Origin of the sequence: Streptomyces sp. NPDC004609, assembly GCF_042873655.1 — a bacterium.
Taxonomy (GTDB): Bacteria; Actinomycetota; Actinomycetes; order Streptomycetales; family Streptomycetaceae; genus Streptomyces.
This window is the reverse complement of the sequence record NZ_JBIALS010000001.1, coordinates 193,177-212,199: the sequence shown is the minus strand read 5'-3', so window position 1 is coordinate 212,199 and position 19,023 is coordinate 193,177. Positions and strand designations below refer to the sequence as shown.

Sequence of the window (19,023 nt, the reverse complement as noted above, 5' to 3'; positions counted from 1 at the left end):
GTCTGACCAGGTATGAAGCGACGACTGAGGTTGTGGCAGCCCCGTCCGGCGCGGCCGGGCCGACTGCGGCTGCCCCGGACCCGGCGCGGGCAGCGGCTGATCGCCCAGGCCGTGATGCTCGGATCGGTGGTCGCTCTCGCACCCATGACCTGGATGCACACGACGGCGGACAGCCGGATCCGTACGGCCGCCGAGGTCCCGGCGCAGGACGTCGCCGTCGTCTTCGGCGCCGGTCTGCGGCAGGGCAGGCCCACGGCGTATCTCGCGCACCGGCTGAACGCGGCGGCCGAGCTGTACCGGGCGGGCAAGGTCAAGGTCGTCCTGGTCACCGGGGACAACAGCAGAGCGGAGTACGACGAGCCCGACGCGATGCGGACCTATCTCACCGAGCGCGGCGTGCCGGACGGCCGGATCGTCAGCGACTACGCGGGCTTCGACACCTGGGACTCCTGTGTCCGGGCGAAGAAGATCTTCGGCGTCGATCGCGCGGTTCTGGTGACGCAGGGCTTCCACATCCGGCGGGCCCTCGCGCTCTGCGATGCGGCGGGGGTCGAGTCGTACGGGGTCGGGGTCGAGGAGCCCCATAACGCCACCTGGTACTACGGCGGCGCGCGGGAGATGGTCGCGGCGGGCAAGGCGGCGCTGGACGCGGTGTTCAAGCCGGATCCGACGTTCCTCGGGGAGCGGGAGAAGGGTGTCCAGGAGGCCCTGGCCTCCGCCGGCCGCTGAGAACCGGCCATCGTCACCCGGACAGCCCGCCACCGGTCGCCGGACCCCGACGGCGAATGACGGCGAACAGCGGGCCGTGTCGACGGACCGCGGTGCTCGGTCGAGACCGCCGCCTCCACGGCCGCCACCGCCGCTGTCACCGCCACCGCCCCCACACCGTTTCCGCCGCCGTCCACACCCCGGCTCCGGCAGCGACCGCTCATGTCACCGATAGGACGCACCGGACGCGCGACACAGGCGGACACGCGGGAGCACGCTCGCATCGCCACCCCCGGGCACGCGACAGTGAGCGCTATGGCAAACATGGAACACGATGTGGCGACCCTGCTCAGCCGTCACTCCGAGGCCCTCGCGCTGTTCACCGAACGGGTCCATGCCGTCCGGACGGACCAGTGGGACGAGCCGACGCCGTGCACCGATTGGTCCGTGCGCGATCTCGTCAACCATCTCACCGCCGAACAGCTGTGGGTGCCCGACCTGGTGACCGACGGTTCCACGATCGCCGACGTCGGCGACGCGTACGAGGGCGATGTGCTCGGCGCCCGCCCGCGCGCCGCCTGGGACGCGGCGGCGCGTGGCGCGCGCAAGGCGTTCGGGAAGCCGGGCGCGCTGGGGCGGACGGTGTGGCTCTCGTACGGCGAGACCCCGGCCGTCGCGTACTGCGCGCAGATGACGACCGACGCGGTGGTGCACGCCTGGGATCTGTCACGGGCGATCGGCGCGCCGGAGCGGCTTCCGGCGGCCCTGGTGAACTTCGCGCTGGAGGAGGTCACTCCGTATGCCTCGGAGCTGGCCAAGTCGGGCCTCTTCGCCCCGCCGATCGAGCCGCCGCCGGGCGACAGCCATCAGACGAGGCTCCTGGCGCTGCTGGGCCGCCGGGCCTGAGCAGTTCCCCGTCCCGCCCACACCGCCGACCGCCGGACCTGAGCTCCCCGTCCGGTCCACACCGCCGGTGATCGTGCCGGTCGGCCCGGTGAGCCCGGGTGCCGGACTCGCCGGTGTTCCCACCGGTCCCGGCTCCCGGCCGCGGCGGGCCCTCCGTCCCGGCTCCCGCCGCGGGCCCTCGGTTCCCGTCCGGCCGGGAGCCCTGTCCGGGCCGGGCGGCTGTCCCGCGGCGGACTGGACGGCCGGAAGTGCCGCCTGCCGCACGGCCCGCGGACGTCACGGTGTGTGCGGTACGGGCCCCGCCCGCCGGGCAGCCGTCCGGGCCGACCAGTCCCCGCCGGGGATCGGGGTGCCCCCGGCGCGGAGCCGGGCGGTCACCCCGGCGGCGGCGATGTACACCCAGGCGCGTACGGGTGTGCCGTCGGAGCGCAGGACGTGGCGGGCGACCCGTTCGTACAGATTGCCGGGGTGGCCGGGGGCGTCGCACTGCTCCAGTTCGTCGAGTACGGCGAGAAGCGCTCCGTAGCGGCCCGGTGCGGCGGTCAGCAGATCGCCGACGACGACCGCACGGCTGTCGCCGGGGGTTTCGACGGCGTACGGGTAGCCGGGGCCGTGGTACAGGACGGCCTCCGGGAGGGCGGCGGGCTCCTCCGCCACGGTACGGCCGTGCAGGAAGAGGTCGTGGTTGTGATGCCCGGGGCGGAGGGTGCCGTAGACGAAGAAGGGGAGTTCGGGTTCGGTGGTCATCGGTCGGTGGTCTCCGCGTCGATCCACTCCAGATAGGCGGCGCTGCCGTCGGTCACGGGGGTCGCGATGATCTCCGGGGTGTCGTAGTCGTGGGCGGCGAGCAGATGGGCTTCGAGCTGGGCGTAGCGCGCGCGTGTGGTCTTGAACAGGACCTGCCACTCCTGGGCGGTCTCGATGGCGCCCTGCCAGTGGTAGACGGAGGTGACGGGCGCGGAGATCTGCGCACAGGCGGCGAGCCGGGCCTCGACCGCGCCACGTGCCAGTTCCTCCGCCTTGGCGGCGCTGTCGGTGGTGGTGAGAACGGTCAACGCGGTCGGTGTCATAACCACACGGTACGCATCAGCGGTGCGGCGCAGGAGGTGTCCCGCACTCGGGGTGCCGTACGCCCCGGCCCGCGCCGTTTGCGCCGGCCCCGGTCGTACGACCCCGCCCGCGCCGTACGACCGGGGCCGGTAACAGCTCCCGTCGGCCCGGCCGCCGTCCCCCGCGCGGGGCCCGCCTTCCCCGGCGCGGACCGGTGTACTCGCCGGGCGGATCGCGTACGGCCCGGCACACATCACGTTCATCCGCGCCCGTGCCGCGGCCCCCGTCCGGTGCCGCGCCGCCTCGGCGGGTCCCCGCCACCCGTCCGGTCGGCGATGACGGGCGGTGGACCGGCCCGGAAGCCCGGCTGCCGCGCCCTTGTCAGCCGGTGTAGGGGCGTACGGACTTGGCGTCCCTGACGGCCAGCCCCCACCAGGCGAGCTGGTCGAGCATCGACCGGGCCGCGCCGTCGCACGCCTCGGGGTCCTTGTGACGGCCGTCGGCGCCGAACTGGCCGTGGGCGTAGGGGAAGGAGACCGTGTCGCGAATGGCGACCGCGTGCATCTCGGCGAACACCTGTCGCAGATGTTCGACCGCCCGCAGACCGCCCGAGATCCCTCCGTACGAGACAAAACCGACGGGCTTGGCGCGCCACTCCGTGAAGTGCCAGTCGATGAGGCTCTTGATCGAGGCGGGATACGAGTGGTTGTACTCGGGTGTGACTACGACGAAGGCCTCCGCCTGGGCCAGCATGGGCGACACCGTGGCGAGCGACTCGCTCACGGCCGGCTCGGGCTTCGGGGTGAGAGCGGTGGAAAGGGTGTGGTCCCCCAGGTCGAGGAGCCGCACCTCGAAGTCCTCCCGATCGCGCGCGTGCTGAAGGAACCAGTCGGCGACGACAGGTCCGAAACGGCCGGCCCGGTTGCTGGAGGAGATGACGACGAGATCCAGCGGGGCCGGACGCGCAGTGGGGGTCGCGGACGTATCCGGTGCGATGAGGTCCATGGGGGAGAGAGTCGTACCTCAAGGACACTTGAGGTCAAGCTCCGGCCGGGCCCGAGGCCGGTACCGGTACGACCTCGGGCCCGGAACCGGCCATTCGGGTCCGGTCCCGGCGCGACGACCCGGCCGGGCGGACGGTACCCGCGGAACAGTGCCGGACGAACGGCGCGGTAACCGGACGACGGCCCCGGCGACGGCAGGACGACTCGCCCGTCACTCCATCGGCGCGCCGGACGCTGCTTCCCTTCACGCTAGCGCTGACCTGCGACAACTCCCTGCTTCCCGTACGACACGGCACGCAAGGGCAGTGAATCTGATGCCCCATCAGCAGGCGCGGACGACAGGCTGCGCCTTTCCTCGGAAGGGACGCCGCAGAACCACCGCGCTTCCGGAGGGAACACCATGCGCACCACCGCCCGCCTACTGACCAGTGCCGCAGTGGCAGCCGCCACCGTTGGCTTCGGACTCGGTGCCTCCGGAGCATACGCCGAGGAACCCGACGGCCTCGAAGTGTTCCCGTCGACCGCCGAGCCGGGCGCGAACGTCACCGTGAACACGAACGCCTGCGGCAGGAACGGCCATGCCATGGGTGACGCCCGCTCGCTGGGCGCGGGCGAGTTCGCGCTGGCGCAGGGCACGCACAAGGAGGTCGTCGCCGGGGAGTTCAGGATTCCCCGGGGCGCGGAATCGGGAACGTACTCCGTCGAGGCGCGCTGCAGGGGCGGTAAGCGCGCCCTGGGCGATGCGGTCGTGTGGCATCACAAGAACGAGGAGTCGAGCGAACAGAGCGGCCAGAAGTCGAACGAACAAGGCGGCCAGGAGTCCAAGGAGCAAGGCGGCCAGAAGTCGAACGAACAAGGCGGCCAGGAGTCCAAGGAACAGGGCGGCCAGAAGTCGAACGAACAAGGCGGCCAGGAGTCCAGGGAAGAGGGCCGCCAGGAGTCGAACGAACATGGCCGCCACGAGCGGAGCGAACATGGCCGCCACGAGCCGAGCGGCCATGTGCGGACCGGTCTCGGCGGCAGTGTGGGCCCGGATACCACCCAGATCGCGGCGGGTGTGGCCGTACTGGCCGCTGCCGCCGTCGGCGGGACCCTGCTTCTGAGTCGTCGGGCGAGAGGCGACCAGGGCAGCTGACGGGCCGGCCACGCCGGTCCCGTACCCGCCCCGTCCCCCGTTCCCGTCGGGCCCCGCCCCGGGAACGGGGGACACATCGGCACCCGGGGCCTCCCCCCGCCCGCACCCCCCGAACGGAGGACCGTTGAACGCCAAGCCCAAGGGGTGGTGCCTGACCGCCGCCGCCTGCGCCGGTGTGTGGCTGGTGCAGAACGGCTCGCAGACCGTCACCCCGCCCGTGCCCTCCGCCGCCCAGGCGTTCGCGGCCGGACCCCGGACGCACACGGATGCCGCCGCCGACCCCCTGCCGCCCTCCGCGCCCCTGCGGATCCGCATCCCGGACATCGAGGTCGACGCGCCCCTGATGGGCCTCGGCCTCGGCAAGGACGGCAGCCTGGATGTGCCGCCGGCCGAGAACCGGAACCTCGCGGGCTGGTACCGGCACGGCACCGCGCCGGGCGCCGAGGGCACCTCCATCGTGGCCGGCCATGTCGACAACGCCTGGGGGCCCGCCGTCTTCTACGGCCTCGGCGCGCTGGAGAAGGGCCATCGCATCGAGGTGTCACGGGCCGACGGCCGCACGGCCGTGTTCACGATCGACGCGATCGAGGTGTACGACTACGACGAGTTCCCGGACAAGAAGGTGTACGGGGCCCGGGACCGCGCCGAGCTGAGAGTGATCACCTGCGGCGGAGGTTTCAGCGAGAAGTCCGGCTACCAGGGGAATGTCGTGGCCTTCGCCCATCTCATCGGCGTACGGAACGAGTGGTCGGCCTAGGACTCACCGAAACGGCCCGGCGAGCCCTCCGGCCGGCGGGTCCGGCAGACCTTTCCTGGCAGTCCCGGCCCGGCAGCCGAAGAGAAGTCCCGGGCTCCGCCGACCGCGTGGGTGGGACGGGGGCAGGGGTGAGCGGATCCGGCCGAGCCGGCACGGCCGGATGTCACTCCGCCGAGGCCGCGGACCGCTGCTCACGCAGCTTCATGGACTCCTCGTACACGGCCACTCCCCTCTCCGGCGAGAAGTCCAGCCGGGCGAGGACCGCGGGGACGGCGATGGACGGCATCAGACCGCGGTACAGGGCCGAGATCCGCTCGGGCATGTCCTCACGATCCGTCATGATGCTCGACAGCACCTGGACACCGGTGAAGGCGCCGGTGAAGGTCCACGAGAGGCTTTCCACATCGACGTGGGGCAGCAACTCCCCGTTCAGGCGTGCCTCGCCAAAGAAGTGGCGGTTGTAGTCGATCCAGGCGCGCATGGGCACGCGACGGTCGAGACCGTCCTTGGACGACCCCTGGTCGACGGTCAGGCGCACGCTCCCCTGGATGATCGGGTCCCCGGTCTTCCGCTGGAGCAGACAGGTGAGAAGCTGCGCGGTGTCCAGCGCCTCCTGGAGCTTGAGCTCCTGCGGGGGGATGGGCGGCAGCGCGTCGACCTGGGCGGCGAGAACCGCCTGCGCCAGCTCCTCCTTGGACGAGAAGTGGAAGTACAGGGCGCCCTTGGTGAGCCCTGCCCTCTCCAGGATGTCGGTGATCTTCGTCGCCTCGTACCCGACCTCATCGAACATCCCGGCCGCCACCACCAGGATCTTCTGCCGTGTACGGATGGCTCGCTCCTGCTGCGCCATGAGGCGCCTCCCTATCGCCGCTCGGACGTAAAAGAAAACCGAAGGGTCTGATTCTATCAGTCAGGGGGCGGCGAGCACGGGTCCGCCGGGATCCTGGACCGGGGTCCACAATCGCCGCGGTGTCCGCGCTCACCGCCTCCACTGCCACGGTTCCATCCGCGTGTTCTGTTCTGCTCTTCCGCTCTGCTCTTCTGTTCTGCCGTGCTGCTGTGCCCTGTCGTACGGTCCTGCTCGGACCTGCCTTCTTGCCGTATGGCCGTAGTGCCGTATGGCTCTGACGTACCGTCCCGGGCTGTGGCGCTCCTGCCTGAGGCTTCACCCGGGGCGCCGGCCGACCGGGTCCGGCGCCCACTCGCTCAGCGCGTCGAGACGAGTTCCTCGTCCTTCGGCCGGGGCGCCGCCTCCGAGCCCGCCACGGCCTTGGCGTGCCTGCCCGCGCCGGGCGTCCGCATCAGGAAGAAGGCCAGTACCGCCGCGGCCACCACACCCGCCGCTCCCGCGAGGAAGCTGTGGGTCATGCCGGTGGTGAAGGCGTCCCGCGCGGCCTCCAGCAGCGTGTCGTCCTTGGCCTTCCGGGCCAGTTCGAGCGCGTAGCCCATGGATTCGCGGGCCGCTTCGGGAGCGGTGGCGGGCATGTCACCGGTGTAACCGGAGGAGAGGACCGCCCCGATGACGGCGACGCCGAGGGCGGCGCCCGCCTGCTGGATGGTGTCGTTGAGGGCCGAGCCGACACCGGCGTGCTCCTCCGGCACGGCTCCCATCAGGGCGGCGATCGCCGCGGGCATCGCGAGACCGCTGCCCGCGCCCATGAGCAGCATGGCACCGATCAGCACACCCCAGCCGTCGTCGGCGGACAGGCTCGCCAGCAGCGCGAAGCCGGAGGCGATGACGATGAGTCCGGTGACCGCCATCGCCCGGTTGCCGGTCCTGGCGACCAGCGAGGCGCCGATGGTGTTGAACACCAGGGTGGCGACGGCCAGCGGGGTGAAGGCGAGACCGGTCTCGGTCGGGGTGTAGCCCAGCACGAACTGCAGATACTGCGTCAGCACCAGCATCAGACCGCCGTTGGCGAAGGTCAGGAGCACGAGCGAGAAGCTCGCCCCGGTGAAGACCTTGTTCCTGAACAGTGAGAGGGGCACCATCGGCGATTCGGTACGGGTCTCCCAGACGGCGAAGCCGATCAGACCGATCAAGGTCACCGCCAGGGAGATCTGGGTGCCGGTGTGGCCGAGTCCGCCCTTCGGCAGCTCGATGATCGTCCACACCAGAGCCGTCATACCGGCCATCGACAGCACCATGCCGACCGGGTCGGCCTTGCGCCACGGGCCCTTGGACTCCGGCATCAGCACCATCGCGGCGACGATCGCGAGCACCGCGATCGGGATGTTGATCAGGAAGACCGCGCCCCACCAGAACTTCGCGATCAGCGCACCGCCCAGGACCGGACCGCCGACCAGACCGACCATCGCCACCGCGCTCCAGGCAGCGATCGCCTTCGGCCGCTCGTCCTCGTCGAAGACCGTGATCAGGATCGACAGCGTGCTCGGCATCACCAGCGCACCGCCGACCCCCATCAGCACCCGGCCCAGGATCAGCTGCTCGGGAGTGGCCGCGACGGTGGCGAGCACCGAGGCGGCCCCGAAGAGCACCAAACCGATGATCATCACTTTTCGGCGGCCGTACTTGTCGGAGAGGCTCCCCGCGGTCAGCAGCAGCCCGGCGAAGACCAGCATGTACGAGTCGATGATCCACTGGATGTCCTGCGCGCTCGCCCCCAGATCCTCGGTGATCGGCGGGATCGCCACCGTGAGCACCATGTTGTCGATCACCAGCACCAGCGTGCTGAGGCAGAGCACGATCAGGATCAGCCAGCGCCGTGGATGACGTTCCATCAGTCAGCCTTTCGATGGGTGTGAGCCCGGACGGCCGCGAAGGGCCGAGCCGGGTGGAGACCCATCGAATATAAAACCGGCATGCCGGTTTGTTCAACGGCCTTGATGGTTTCTTTCGGCGCCCGGAGGAGGCCGCCGAGGGGGGCAGAGGCGGCACCCCGGGCCAACAAAGGAACGTCCGACCAGCCGCCAATCCACAGCACTGACCTGCAATAACAGCGCATGAAGACACCGAACTCCCGGCCACCGACTCCGTCTTCCCAAGGCAGCCGGGAGTGCAGGTTTTTACATCCAAGTCGGTCTGTTTTTTGGCTCCAGTGCGCCGTGATACCGGCGGCCGAGGCGTCCGTTCCGCGGCATTCGCGGGTACGGCACCGCCCCGGCCGCCCCCGGGACCTCCGTCAACTCACGCGGGTGTACCGGGTGTCGTGCGGGTGCCGATGACCACCGTGGCGTACAGCTCCTCCGACACCGCCACCCGTGGTGCCAGACCGTTCCGGGCCACGATCTCCACGGCCTTCTCCGCCTGCCGTTCGCTGGTCTCGAAGAGAAGCGAGCCACCCGGCGCCAGCCACTCGCGCGCACCGGCCGCGACCCTGCGCAGGACGTCGAGGCCGTCCGCTCCCCCATCGAGGGCGACCAGGGCCTCGTGGACCCGTGCCTCGGCGGGCAGCAGCCCGATTTCACCGGTCGGCACATACGGCACATTGGCCAGCAGCACATCGACCCGACCGCGGAGTCCGGCGGGCAGCGATTCGTACAGATCGCCCTCGTACGCCACCCCGCCGACGGCCGTCACATTGCGGCGGGCACAGCACACGGCGGCGGGATCGATGTCGGTGGCGTGCAGTTCGGCCCGGTCCACCCCCTCGGCCAGCGCCGCGCCGAGCGCGCCCGAGCCGCAGCACAGATCGACCACGACGGCGTGGGACGGGGCGAGTGCCGCAGCCCGTCGGACGAGGAACTCGGTACGGCGGCGGGGAACGAAGACACCCGGGTCGACACTCACCCGGAGCCCGCAGAACTCCGCCCAGCCGAGGACGTGTTCCAGCGGCTGTCCCGCGATCCGCCGGTCCACCATGGCGGCGAGTTCGGCGGGGGTGCGGGCGGTGGAGAGCAGAAGCCCGGCCTCGTCCTCGGCGAAGACACAGCCCGCTTCACGGAGCCTCGTGACGATCTCCGCGCGGGGGTCGGCCGGAACCAGAGAGCAGGACGCGGCGGGCGGAGCCGAAGCGGAGGAAGGCGCCGCAGACGAAGGGCGGGCGGAAGCGGAGGAGAAAGAGGCGGAAGAAGGAGAAGAGGGGGAATCCGACATGAGAGCCTTCCGGGATACCGAAGGGCGCTCTCCGGGTCACCTGAGCCGGTGAGCCGGACCGGCCGAAGGGCCGTGCGAGGAGAGCACCCGACCTGCCACAGCGGTAATGGGTCTCACCTCCTCGGTGTGTCGTGTCCCCGACGACGGCACGGGGATGCCACACATTACCGGACCCGCCTCTCGGGGGCCCGTTCGGGCCTACGGGAGGCGGCGGCCCCGCCCGCCGGTCCGGCCCAAAGCTCCGAACCGCCCGTCCGAACCGCCGGTCCGGCCCATGGCTCCGGGCCGATGGCTCCGGGCCCATGGCTCCGGGCGCGCGTCGTACGTTCGGTGCGGCCGTCCGGCCCGGGCCCCAGCGGCCGGCTGTCAGGTGGCCCGTCCAGTCCGGCGTCACGTCAACGGCCCGGGCCGGCGATACGAGCAGGCCGGTCCGGGACACCGACCCAGGACACCGCCCGAGGACACCGGTCCGGGACGCCGACCCGAGTACACCAACCCGGGACACCCGTCCAAGTACACCGACCCAGGACGCCAACCATGCCTGCGAGCCCGTGATCCGGAGCCCGTCGCCGTCCACACCGGCGGGCACGCGCCGACGCTCACCCGGCGACGGCTTCCGCGCCCGCCGCGTCAATGTCGTGTGAAGACGCGCCCCTCCGGCGCAAGGGACGTGACAAGACGGCACACGCCGCGAAAACCCCGCCCTCACTCTGGGTGCTGCCCTCACTCCGTGGGCTCCAGCAGGGAGGTACCGGCACGATGACCACTGTCTCCACGTCCTCCGGACCGTCCGGGGACGCGGTCACGCCGCCCCCGCGCATCCCTGGGGTGTCCTCCGGCGACCGCCACCGGCTCACCGCGCTACAGGGACTGGCCGCTCTCTCCCTGGACGCGATGGCCTCGGTGGCATACGGACCCGAGGCCATCGTTCTCGTCCTGGCCACGGCGGGCGCGGTCGGGCTCGGGTTCACCCTGCCCGTGACGCTCGCCATCGCCGTACTGCTCGCGGTGCTCGTCGCCTCCTACCGCCAGGTCATCGCCGCGTTCCCGAACGGCGGCGGCGCGTACGCGGTCGCCAAGGCGCATCTGGGCAACCGGACCGCGCTCACGGCCGCGGCCTCGCTGGTCCTGGACTACGTCCTGAACGTCGCGGTCTCGGTGACCGCGGGCGTCGCGGCTCTCACCTCCGCCTTCCCCTCTCTCTACGACGACCGGCTGCTGCTCTGCATGGGCGTTCTCCTGCTGGTCACGGGGGTGAATCTGCGGGGGATCGTCGATTCGGCGAAGGCGTTCATCGTCCCGACCGCGGTGTTCATCGGCTCGATCCTCACGCTGATCGTCGTCGGTCTGTTCCGCAGCGCGCCGGCGTCCACGGAAGCCGCGGCGGGTCATGCGTCCGCGCTCGGCGACAACGCCACGGCCGTGGGCACGCTGTTGCTGCTCAAGGCGTTCGCGTCCGGGTGCTCGGCGCTGACCGGTGTGGAGGCGGTCGCCAACGCCGTACCGTCCTTCCGCGCCCCCTCGGCCAGGCGGGCACAGCGTACGGAGGTCGCGCTGGGCGGTCTGCTGGGCGTGATGCTGATCGGGCTGTCGATCCTCATCGGCCGTTTTCATCTCCAGCCCGTGGAGGGCGTGACGGTTCTCGCGCAGCTCGCGGATGCCTCGCTGGGGCACAACTGGGGCTTCTACGTCGTCCAGTTCGCCACCGTCGTTCTTCTGGCGCTGGCCGCGAACACCTCCTTCGGCGGGCTGCCGGTACTGATGGCACTGCTGGCGCGCGACGACTATCTGCCGCATCTCTTCCGGCTCAAGGCCGACCGTGAGGTGCACCGCCACGGTGTGCTGGCGCTCGCCGCCGTCGCCGCGCTGCTGCTGGTGTTCTCCGGCGGTGACACCAACACCCTCGTCCCGCTGTTCGCGATCGGGGTGTTCGTCGGCTTCACCATCTGCCAGGCGGGGATGGTGATCCACTGGCGTGGGGAAACCGCTCCCCAGCAGCGGCGCAAGGCCCTGCTGAACGGGCTCGGGGCGGTGCTGACGGGTGTCAGCGCGATCGTCGTCACGGCCACCAAGTTCACCGAGGGCGCTTGGCTGATCGTGATCGCGCTGCCCGCGCTGGTGCTGCTGTTCGAGCGGGTCCACCGGGCGTACGGGGTGATCGAGGAGCGCATAGGGCTGGGCAGCGTCCCCGACGCCCCGCACCGCGACCGGTCGCTCGTCATCGTGCCGGTGTCGCATCTGTCCCGGCTGACCTGTGAGGCCGTCAACGCGGCCATATCACTCGGCGACGAGGTGAGGGCGGTGACGGTCGGTCACCCCGACCCGGAGGACCGGGAGGAGACGAGGGCGCTGCGCCGGGACTGGGAGCGGTGGAATCCGGGCGTGGAGCTGGTGGAGCTGCACTCGGAGCACCGGGCGATAGGGCGGCCGGTGTCGGAGTACGTACGGAAGGTGTACCACTACCACCCGGGGACCCGGGTCACGGTGCTGATCGCGGAGGTGGAGCCCGAGCGGCTGTGGCAGCGGCTGCTCCAGAACCAGCGCGGGTCGGTGCTGGCACATGCCGTACGCAGGGACACGGAGGCCGTGATCTGCCGGCTGCGGTTCCGGGTGTCGGACCGGGACGGCGGAACCGGACCGGCGCCTTCGCGGTCGCCGAAGGACTGAACGAGAGGCGTCGGGCCCAGGGGCCCGAGACCGAAGGGACCCAAGACCGAAGGGACCCGAGACCCCCGTCCTTCCGCGTCCTCCTGTGTTCTCTGTGGTCCTCTGTGGTCCTCTGTGGTCCTCGTGTCGTCCGCGTTGGCCGCCGCCCGCTGTCTCCCGCCGTCCTGCGCCGCCCCTCGGCCGCTATCCCGTCGCCTCCGCCGGTGCGCCACCCCGCAGGAGGGCCGCGCCGAGGGGCGTCAGCGTGTGCAGTACGGCGTTGCCGTGGCGCAGGGTCAGCACCAGGCCGGCCTCTCTGAGGACGGCCGCGTGCTGGCTGGCGGAGGCGAGTGAGACACCCGCCCTGCGGGCGAGTTCACTGGTGGTGCAGCCGTAGCGGATGGCCTGGAGGACGGCGGACCGGGTGTGGCCGACGAGCTTGCCGAGGGAGGGCCCGAGCGAGGTGGCCGCCTCGCCGAACGCCGGGTCGGGAGTGTGGGCCGCGGGATAGACGAGGACCGGCGGCAGTGAGGCGTCCCGCAGGACGACCGGGGTGCCGCGGCAGAAGAACGACGGCTGGAGCAGCAGCCCCCGCCCGTCGAGGTGCAGTTCGCGGTCGACGGGATAGTCCGCCTCCAGGACGGGTGCCCGCCAGCGCAGTACGGGCGGGAGGGAGCCCAGCAGTTCGGCGGCTCCGCCGTCGAGGAGGGCCCGTCCTCGGACCGCGCGGTCCGCCTCGACCCGGGCCTGGATGTGCGGCCAGTACGGCACGATGGCGGCGCGGTGGTAGCCGCGGATCACCGAGACGAGTCGGTCCAGCGCCTCCGGATGCCCCTCTGCGAGCCCGGCGAGCCCCGCCGGGCCGCCCGACCGCCCCCCGCGGCCGGACGCCGCTGCACGGGCCACTGCACGCCCGGATGCACGGCCTGCTGAAGCGAGAGTCAGTTCGGAATGTAACCGTTCGGGCGCTGTGGCCCGAATAGCCTCAAGGCCGGATTCAAGACCGCCGCCACTTTGAGGTGGCGTCAGAAAGTCGGGGAAATAACCCCGGGGTGGCACAAGAGCGGACAGCAGGCTTGTTTCACCATTCAACCTGGCCCGTGTTTCCGAACGCCATTCCCCGAACATCACCGCACGTCGTCGCTCTCTCAATCGGTGAAAACTGAGAATCGTCTCCCACAGCACATCGGGTTTTGTGGCCATTCTCACTCTTGCCAGATCGTCACCGGTGAAATGGATACGCAGCACTGGACCCCCACTGTTGCACTCGCAATCGCCCCTACCACTGAGTATGCACATCATCACAACCGGTTACCACGGAGTTTCAGCCAGAGTTGAAATGTCTCGCCGGGGCCGGGTGCGAACCGAAAGGCTGTACCGCGTCGGGCAGGTTCCTTCTGTCTCCGGTGAACGTGGCGAAGACCGTGGGGGGCTTTGCACGTTCGGCGGCGGGTGACCGAGGGTGCGGCTCCCTGTCCGGCCGGGGTAATGGGGCGCGGCCCGTGGATGGGGATCCACAGGCCGCGCCCCGCCCGCTGTTTACCGTTCCCCGGAGAGAAATCCGGGGAAACGGCGGCTTTCGTGAAGCCGGGCGAACAAACCACAGGGGCGGGCGCCCCGCACAAGGCGCCCGCCCCGTCCTTTCCGTGCTCCGGAGCCACCGCGGCCGTCGAGGGTTGGGTACGGCCTACGGGGGTTCCGGGGTCCGGGAGGGCCCCGGAGGGCCTCCCGGACGGCCTCAGCGCGAGTCGCTGCCCTTCGAGCCCGCCGCCGCGCGCCCGGCCTCCAGCCGCGCCACCGGGATCCGGAACGGCGAGCAGGAGACGTAGTCGAGACCCACCTCGTGGAAGAAGTGGACGGACTCCGGGTCGCCGCCGTGCTCACCGCAGACGCCGAGCTTGAGATCGGGCCGGGTGGCGCGGCCGGCCTCCACGGCGCTGCGTACGAGCGAGCCCACCCCGTCCTTGTCGATGGTCTCGAACGGCGAGACCCCGAAGATCCCCTTCTCCAGGTAGGCGGTGAAGAAGGACGCCTCCACGTCGTCGCGGGAGAAGCCCCACACGGTCTGGGTGAGGTCGTTGGTGCCGAAGCTGAAGAACTCGGCCGCCTCCGCGATCTGACCGGCGGTCAGCGCGGCGCGCGGCAGCTCGATCATCGTGCCGAGCGCCAGTTTCAGGTCCACGCCGGCGGCCGCCTCGACCTCGGCGATGACCCGCTCGGCCTCGTCCCGTACGATCTCCAGCTCCTGGACCGTGCCCACCAGCGGAATCATGATCTCCGCGCGCGGGTCGCCCTTGGCGTTCCGGCGGGCGGCGGCGGCCTCGGCGATCGCCCGGACCTGCATGGCGAACAGCCCCGGGATGACCAGCCCGAGCCGGACCCCGCGCAGCCCCAGCATCGGGTTCTGCTCGTGCAGCCGGTGGACGGCCTGGAGGAGCCGCAGATCGTTCTCGTTGTGGTCCTTGCGGGACTCGGCGAGCGCGACGCGCACCGACAGCTCGGTGATGTCGGGCAGGAACTCGTGCAGCGGCGGGTCCAGCAGCCGGACCGTCACCGGGAGGCCGTCCATCGCCTCGAACAGCTCGATGAAGTCCTTCTTCTGAAGCGGCAGCAGCTTGTCGAGGGCGTCGGCGCGCTCGTCGTCGTGGTCGGCGAGGATCAGCCGCTCGACCATCTCGCGGCGCTCGCCGAGGAACATGTGCTCGGTGCGGCACAGGCCGATGCCCTGGGCGCCGAACCGCCGGGCGCGCAGCGCGTCCTCGGCGTTGTCGGCGTTGGCCCGTACGCGCAGCCTGCGCACCCGGTCCGCGTACGCCATGATCCGGTGGACGGCGGCGACCAGTTCGTCGGCGTCGTCGGCGCCCGCGTGCATCCGGCCCTCGAAGTACTCGACGACCGGGGACGGCACGACGGGGACCTCACCGAGGTAGACCTTGCCGGTGGAGCCGTCGATGGAGACGACGTCCCCCTCCTCGACCACGGTGCCGTTCACGGTCATCCGGCGCCGCTTGGTGTCGACTTCGAGGTCCTCGGCGCCGCAGACACAGGTCTTGCCCATGCCCCGGGCGACGACGGCCGCGTGCGAGGTCTTGCCGCCGCGTGAGGTGAGGATGCCCTCGGCCGCGATCATTCCGTCGAGGTCGTCGGGGTTGGTCTCCCGGCGGATGAGAATGACCTTCTCCCCCGAGCGCGACCACTTGACGGCGGTGTACGAGTCGAAGACGGCCTTGCCGACGGCGGCGCCGGGCGACGCGGCGATGCCCCGGCCCAGCAGATCGACCTTGGCGTCCTCGTCGAAGCGGGGGAACATCAGCTGGGCGAGCTGGGCGCCGGTGACTCGCTGGAGCGCCTCGGCCTCGTCGATCAGCCCCTGGTCGACGAGCTGGGTGGCGATCCGGAAGGCGGCGCCCGCGGTCCGCTTGCCGACGCGGGTCTGGAGCATCCACAGCACACCGCGCTCGATGGTGAACTCGATGTCGCAGAGGTCGAGGTAGTGGTTCTCCAGCGCCTCCATGATCTGCATCAGCCGGTCGTACGACTTCTTGTCGATCCGCTCCAGCTCGGCGAGGGGCACCGTGTTGCGGATGCCCGCGACGACGTCCTCGCCCTGCGCGTTCTGGAGGTAGTCACCGTAGACGCCCTGCTGGCCGCTGGCCGGGTCGCGGGTGAAGGCGACGCCCGTGCCGGAGTCGGGGCCGAGGTTGCCGAAGACCATGGAGCAGATGTTGACGGCCGTGCCGAGGTCGTTCGGGATGCGCTCCTGGCGGCGGTAGAGCTTGGCGCGGTCGCCGTTCCACGAGTCGAAGACGGCCTTGACGGCGAGGTCCATCTGTTCGCGCGCGTCCTGCGGGAAGTCCCGTCCGGCCTCGGACCTGACGATCTTCTTGAACTGCTTGACCAGCTTCTTCAGATCGCCCGCGCCGAGGTCGGTGTCGACGGTGACCTGCTTCGCGGTCTTCGCCTCCTCCAGCGCCTCCTCGAAGAGGTCGCCGTCGACGCCGAGGACCGTCTTGCCGAACATCTGGATGAGCCTGCGGTACGAGTCCCAGGCGAAGCGCTCGTCGCCGGACTGCTGGGCGAGGCCGATGACGGACTCGTCGGACAGGCCGATGTTGAGGACGGTGTCCATCATGCCGGGCATGGAGAACTTGGCGCCCGAGCGCACGGACACGAGCAGCGGGTCGTCGGCCTGGCCGAGCTTCTTGCCCTTGGTCGCTTCGAGGGCTTCGAGGTGCGCACTCACCTCGGCCCGGAGGGTGGGCGGCTCGGAGCCGCTGTCCAGGTAGACCTTGCACGCCTCGGTGGTGATCGTGAAGCCCGGAGGGACGGGCAGCCCGAGGTTGGTCATCTCGGCGAGGTTGGCGCCCTTGCCGCCGAGCAGATCCTTGAGATCCCTGTTGCCCTCGGTGAAGTCGTAAACGAACTTCTGATCCTGGTGATCTGTGTTTTCCGACACGGCTCTCGACTCCTCGAGGCTCAGTGGCTGCCCTGACGGCGAGGAACATACCCAGATCAAAGGCTTCTGGGTACGTCCACTTGGCCGACATACGGCCGTAACCACTCGTCCGCCACCGGATCGAAAGTTAACTGGCGGGTAGACACCACAAGCCAGATCTTTCAAACCTTGAACACATCACTACTGAAGGCAGCCGATCACCACCCAAGTGCGACTCTGCGTGGCGATTCGGTCGACCGGGTGAACAAGGAAAGGGTGGCACGCAGTGCCACTCCTCCGAAAAGTGCACCCGCCCCTAAATCGCTCATCTGAGCGCTACCCCTATCAGAAGTGGCGAGAATCACGCGATGGAGGAGCGGGCCGTTCCATCATCCGGACCGCCGGGACCCGGCTGGGCGCGTGCCGTGAGACACCGGCCCAGCACCGCGAGGTCCACCTCCGCGAGGCTGGGCGCAAAGAGCCGGCCGGGGGCCTCGGGGACCGGCAGCAACGACGGCACCACCAGCACCGGACACCCTGCCGCCTGCGCCGATGCTGTGCCGTCCGGCGAGTCCTCCACGGCCACGCACTCCCCGGGAGCGGCCCCGAACCGCTCGGCCGCCGCCCGGTAGGGGTCGGGGTGCGGTTTGGTCCGTACGGTGTCGTCCGCCGACAGGGTGAACACAAACGGAACCTCCGCCAGCGCCCCTCCCGCCACCGCGTCCACGATGATCCGGGGTGAGGCGCTGACCAGGGCAAAGGGCACGCCGTGCCGCTCCAGGGACGTCAGCAGAGCCCGTGCGCCGGGCCGCAGCGGCGCCCCGGCCCGTATCCGGCGGTGGAAGGCCCCGGTCAGCGCTCCCGCGATCGCGGCGGCCGGTGTCCCGGTGCTCTGGACCCGGCTCAGATGAGCGGCCGTGTCCTCGACGGCCCGGCCGACGACCTCGGGCGCGTCGGCGTCCGTCAGCCGGTGCCCCAGCGAGCCCGCGACCTCGGCGGTCACCTCCCACCACAGCCCCTCGGTGTCGACGAGGGTGCCGTCCATGTCGAAGAGGACGGCCGCGGGCCTCACGACGCCGTCCCGGTCGCCGCAGCCACCCGCGGGCCTCACGACACCGTCCCGGTCGCCGCAGCCACCCACGGTCCTCACGACACCGTCCCGGTCGCCGCAGCCACCCACGGTCCTCACGACACCGTCCCGGTCGCCGAAGCCCGCCACGGGCCTCATGACGCCGCCGGGACCACGAGCACCGGGCGCTGCGCCAGTCCGACCCGCGCCCGTACCCCGGGGGCCAGCGCGCCGGCGTCCCGTGAGGCCAGGTCCGCCTTGACCGTGGTGCCGCCGGGCAGATCGAGCAGCACCCGGGTGACCGAGCCGAAGAAGGACGCGGAGACCACGGTGGCATCGCCCCCGGTGTCCGGGGTGACGGTGACGTTCTCGGGCCGTACGAGGACCTCGACCTCGCCCGTGGTGCCCGGGATCCCGCCGTCGACCGGCAGCCGCGCGCCCACGACCTCCACCAGGGAGCCGTCCGTCATCCGGCCGGGCAGCCGGTTCATGGTGCCGACGAACTCGGCGACGAACGGCGTCGCAGGGCGCTCGTACAGCTCGGCGGGGGCCGCGCACTGCTCCAGCCGTCCGGCGTTCAGGACGGCGACCCGGTCCGCCATCGACAGGGCCTCCTCCTGATCGTGCGTCACGAAGATCGTGGTGATGCCGAGGGTGAGCTGGAGGCGGCGGATCTCCTCGCGCAGACTGAGCCGTACCTTGGCGTCCAGCGCGGACAGCGGCTCGTCCAGCAGCAGCACCCGCGGCTCCAGCGCCAGCGCGCGGGCGAGCGCCACACGCTGCTGCTGGCCGCCGGACATCTGATGGGGGTAGCGCCCGCCGTGCTCGGGCAGCCCGACCAGGGCGAGGAGTTCGGCCGCGCGTGCCTCCCGCCGGGCCGCCGGCACCTTGCGTACGCGCATGCCGAAGGCCACGTTGTCGCGGGCGGTGAGGTTGGGGAAGAGGCTGTACGACTGGAACACCATGCCCGCGTCCCGGCGGTTGGCCGGGACCCGGGTGATGTCCTCGCCGTCGACCAGCACCTCACCGGCGTCGGGCTGCTCGAACCCGGCGACCACGCGCAGGGCGGTGGTCTTGCCGCAGCCCGACGGCCCGAGCAGCGCGATCAGTTCACCCGGCTCGACGGTGAGGTCGAGTCCGTCGAGGGCGACGGTGCCGCCGAAGGCGCGGCGCAGCCCGCGGAACTCGACCCGCGCGCCGCCGCCGTCGGAGGTGACGGCCGGTCCGGCCGTCACCTCATGGATCTCGGGGGCCAT

At 70.9% G+C, this 19,023-nt stretch carries 15 protein-coding genes; 5 read left to right on the top strand and 10 right to left on the bottom strand.

Going from position 1 to position 19,023, the window contains the following annotated elements; all coding sequences use genetic code 11:
• Positions 1 to 12: 12 nt before the first annotated feature.
• Entirely contained in the window at positions 13 to 729 is a 717-nt protein-coding gene (locus ACFYT4_RS00850) for a vancomycin high temperature exclusion protein (protein WP_389263889.1), read from the top strand.
• Positions 730 to 1,032: 303 nt separating this feature from the next.
• A complete protein-coding gene (locus ACFYT4_RS00845) occupies positions 1,033 to 1,614 on the top strand; it encodes a TIGR03086 family metal-binding protein (RefSeq protein ID WP_389264240.1) in 582 nt (193 codons plus the stop codon).
• A 276-nt stretch (positions 1,615 to 1,890) separates the two neighbouring features.
• Here the strand turns inward: ACFYT4_RS00845 and ACFYT4_RS00840 are convergent, their stop codons facing one another.
• From ACFYT4_RS00840 to ACFYT4_RS00830, 3 genes are all read right to left on the bottom strand, one after another.
• Positions 1,891 to 2,361, bottom strand: coding sequence for a gamma-glutamylcyclotransferase family protein (locus ACFYT4_RS00840; RefSeq protein ID WP_389263887.1), 471 nt, complete (start codon positions 2,359 to 2,361; stop codon positions 1,891 to 1,893).
• Positions 2,358 to 2,684, bottom strand: a complete 327-nt coding sequence (cutA, locus tag ACFYT4_RS00835; RefSeq protein WP_389263886.1) for a divalent-cation tolerance protein CutA — start codon at positions 2,682 to 2,684, stop codon at positions 2,358 to 2,360. Before cutA ends, ACFYT4_RS00840 begins: the two co-directional genes overlap by 4 nt.
• A 361-nt stretch (positions 2,685 to 3,045) precedes the next feature.
• A complete protein-coding gene (locus tag ACFYT4_RS00830; protein ID WP_389263884.1) occupies positions 3,046 to 3,669 on the bottom strand; it encodes an NADPH-dependent FMN reductase in 624 nt (207 codons plus the stop codon).
• Positions 3,670 to 4,068: 399 nt separating this feature from the next.
• Between ACFYT4_RS00830 and ACFYT4_RS00825 the strand changes: the two genes are divergently transcribed.
• Entirely contained in the window at positions 4,069 to 4,803 is a 735-nt protein-coding gene (locus ACFYT4_RS00825; protein ID WP_389264270.1) for a hypothetical protein, read from the top strand.
• Between the two features lie 124 nt (positions 4,804 to 4,927).
• Positions 4,928 to 5,560, top strand: a complete 633-nt coding sequence (locus ACFYT4_RS00820; RefSeq protein ID WP_389263882.1) for a class F sortase — start codon at positions 4,928 to 4,930, stop codon at positions 5,558 to 5,560.
• Between the two features lie 163 nt (positions 5,561 to 5,723).
• Here the strand turns inward: ACFYT4_RS00820 and ACFYT4_RS00815 are convergent, their stop codons facing one another.
• The 3 genes from ACFYT4_RS00815 to ACFYT4_RS00805 form a co-directional block, all read right to left on the bottom strand.
• Complete coding sequence (locus ACFYT4_RS00815; protein WP_389263880.1) at positions 5,724 to 6,410, bottom strand: ScbR family autoregulator-binding transcription factor; 687 nt, start codon at positions 6,408 to 6,410, stop codon at positions 5,724 to 5,726.
• 356 nt (positions 6,411 to 6,766) lie between these two features.
• The gene (locus tag ACFYT4_RS00810; RefSeq protein WP_389263879.1) at positions 6,767 to 8,302 is read right to left on the bottom strand and encodes an MFS transporter; all 1,536 of its coding nucleotides are present in this window, start codon (positions 8,300 to 8,302) and stop codon (positions 6,767 to 6,769) included.
• 406 nt (positions 8,303 to 8,708) lie between these two features.
• Positions 8,709 to 9,617, bottom strand: a complete 909-nt coding sequence (locus ACFYT4_RS00805) for a putative protein N(5)-glutamine methyltransferase (protein ID WP_389263877.1) — start codon at positions 9,615 to 9,617, stop codon at positions 8,709 to 8,711.
• 759 nt (positions 9,618 to 10,376) lie between these two features.
• Between ACFYT4_RS00805 and ACFYT4_RS00800 the strand changes: the two genes are divergently transcribed.
• Positions 10,377 to 12,284 (top strand): amino acid permease, encoded by a 1,908-nt coding sequence (locus ACFYT4_RS00800; protein ID WP_389263875.1) that lies wholly within the window; start codon positions 10,377 to 10,379, stop codon positions 12,282 to 12,284.
• A 183-nt stretch (positions 12,285 to 12,467) separates the two neighbouring features.
• Here the strand turns inward: ACFYT4_RS00800 and ACFYT4_RS00795 are convergent, their stop codons facing one another.
• From ACFYT4_RS00795 to ACFYT4_RS00780, 4 genes are all read right to left on the bottom strand, one after another.
• Positions 12,468 to 13,511 carry an ArsR/SmtB family transcription factor gene (locus ACFYT4_RS00795; RefSeq protein ID WP_389263874.1) on the bottom strand — a complete coding sequence of 348 codons (1,044 nt, stop codon included), beginning with the start codon at positions 13,509 to 13,511 and terminating at the stop codon, positions 12,468 to 12,470.
• Between the two features lie 490 nt (positions 13,512 to 14,001).
• Complete coding sequence (gene ppdK / locus ACFYT4_RS00790; protein ID WP_389263872.1) at positions 14,002 to 16,719, bottom strand: pyruvate, phosphate dikinase; 2,718 nt, start codon at positions 16,717 to 16,719, stop codon at positions 14,002 to 14,004.
• Positions 16,720 to 17,059: 340 nt separating this feature from the next.
• The gene (locus tag ACFYT4_RS00785) at positions 17,060 to 17,926 is read right to left on the bottom strand and encodes an HAD family hydrolase (protein ID WP_389263870.1); all 867 of its coding nucleotides are present in this window, start codon (positions 17,924 to 17,926) and stop codon (positions 17,060 to 17,062) included.
• The gene (locus tag ACFYT4_RS00780; RefSeq protein ID WP_389264238.1) at positions 17,923 to 19,023 is read right to left on the bottom strand and encodes an ABC transporter ATP-binding protein; all 1,101 of its coding nucleotides are present in this window, start codon (positions 19,021 to 19,023) and stop codon (positions 17,923 to 17,925) included. Before ACFYT4_RS00780 ends, ACFYT4_RS00785 begins: the two co-directional genes overlap by 4 nt.

What these genes read in the sequence shown, in the direction of transcription:
- ACFYT4_RS00845 (WP_389264240.1), top strand. Translation starts at nt 1,033, where the DNA reads ATGGAACACGATGTGGCGACCCTGCTCAGCCGTCACTCCGAGGCCCTC.
- ACFYT4_RS00825 (WP_389264270.1), top strand. Translation starts at nt 4,069, where the DNA reads ATGCGCACCACCGCCCGCCTACTGACCAGTGCCGCAGTGGCAGCCGCC.
- ACFYT4_RS00785 (WP_389263870.1), bottom strand. Translation starts at nt 17,926, where the DNA reads ATGAGGCCCGTGGCGGGCTTCGGCGACCGGGACGGTGTCGTGAGGACC.
- ACFYT4_RS00830 (WP_389263884.1), bottom strand. Translation starts at nt 3,669, where the DNA reads ATGGACCTCATCGCACCGGATACGTCCGCGACCCCCACTGCGCGTCCG.
- ACFYT4_RS00780 (WP_389264238.1), bottom strand. Translation starts at nt 19,023, where the DNA reads ATGGCCCCCGAGATCCATGAGGTGACGGCCGGACCGGCCGTCACCTCC.
- ACFYT4_RS00805 (WP_389263877.1), bottom strand. Translation starts at nt 9,617, where the DNA reads ATGTCGGATTCCCCCTCTTCTCCTTCTTCCGCCTCTTTCTCCTCCGCT.
- ACFYT4_RS00815 (WP_389263880.1), bottom strand. Translation starts at nt 6,410, where the DNA reads ATGGCGCAGCAGGAGCGAGCCATCCGTACACGGCAGAAGATCCTGGTG.
- ACFYT4_RS00840 (WP_389263887.1), bottom strand. Translation starts at nt 2,361, where the DNA reads ATGACCACCGAACCCGAACTCCCCTTCTTCGTCTACGGCACCCTCCGC.
- ACFYT4_RS00800 (WP_389263875.1), top strand. Translation starts at nt 10,377, where the DNA reads ATGACCACTGTCTCCACGTCCTCCGGACCGTCCGGGGACGCGGTCACG.
- ACFYT4_RS00810 (WP_389263879.1), bottom strand. Translation starts at nt 8,302, where the DNA reads ATGGAACGTCATCCACGGCGCTGGCTGATCCTGATCGTGCTCTGCCTC.
- cutA (WP_389263886.1), bottom strand. Translation starts at nt 2,684, where the DNA reads ATGACACCGACCGCGTTGACCGTTCTCACCACCACCGACAGCGCCGCC.
- ACFYT4_RS00850 (WP_389263889.1), top strand. Translation starts at nt 13, where the DNA reads ATGAAGCGACGACTGAGGTTGTGGCAGCCCCGTCCGGCGCGGCCGGGC.